This window comes from Psychrobacter sp. GP33 (genome assembly GCF_014119005.1).
GTDB lineage: Bacteria > Pseudomonadota > Gammaproteobacteria > Pseudomonadales > Moraxellaceae > Psychrobacter.
Genome location: NZ_JACGYX010000027.1, coordinates 1 through 721, shown reverse-complemented (window position 1 = coordinate 721; position 721 = coordinate 1). Strand labels below are relative to the sequence as shown.

The window sequence follows — 721 nt, the reverse complement described above, 5'->3', positions numbered from 1 at the left end:
CCAAAACATAAAATCACTAAACGATAATCTATCTATCATTAGAGTTGTTTCTGTTATTAAATGATAGTAAACTCTTGGTTTTATCAATGGACCTGTATAATTAAGTCTAAAAGAAAAAAGGTGGGATGATGACCGTTCGTATTTATGTGAGAGCCAGCACTAAAGATCAAGACGCGACCAGAGCATTAGCAGATTTGGTTGCGTTCAGTAAAAGCTATGGTGATACCTATATGGATTACGTTGAGCACTTCAGTGGTACAAAGCTGGAAAGACCAGCACTCACTCAGTTACTCAATGATGCTGAACAAGGCGATATTTTACTGGTTGAAAGCGTGGACAGGTTAAGCAGGTTATCCCAAGATGACTTTGCCATCCTAAAACAGCGTATTAAAGATAAAGGCTTGCGATTGGTGGTGGCTGATCTGCCAACCACGCATACGGTGAATGACGGTATGACTGGGGATATCCTAAAAGTGATCAACGATATGCTAATTGATTTATTAGCGACAATGGCAAAGCTTGATAACGATAAGCGTAGAGAACGTATCAAGCAGGGATTGGCTAATAGTGGCTATAAGCCCACTGGTAAGAAAGCCAATACAGTGAAACATAATCGTATCAGAGAATTAGACAGTCAAAACAATATGACCAAAGAGGAGATCGCTAAAGCAGTTGGTGTTGGGGTAGCTACGGTCTATCGTGTGTTAAAAGAGGGCTAGTA

General features: G+C 40.2%; 1 protein-coding gene. It reads left to right on the top strand.

Features of this window, described 5'->3' with window-relative positions; translation table 11 throughout:
* The first annotated feature begins 128 nt into the window (after window positions 1-128).
* Window positions 129-719, top strand: coding sequence for a recombinase family protein (locus H2245_RS11990; RefSeq protein ID WP_182407641.1), 591 nt, complete (start codon window positions 129-131; stop codon window positions 717-719).
* Window positions 720-721: the final 2 nt, after the last annotated feature.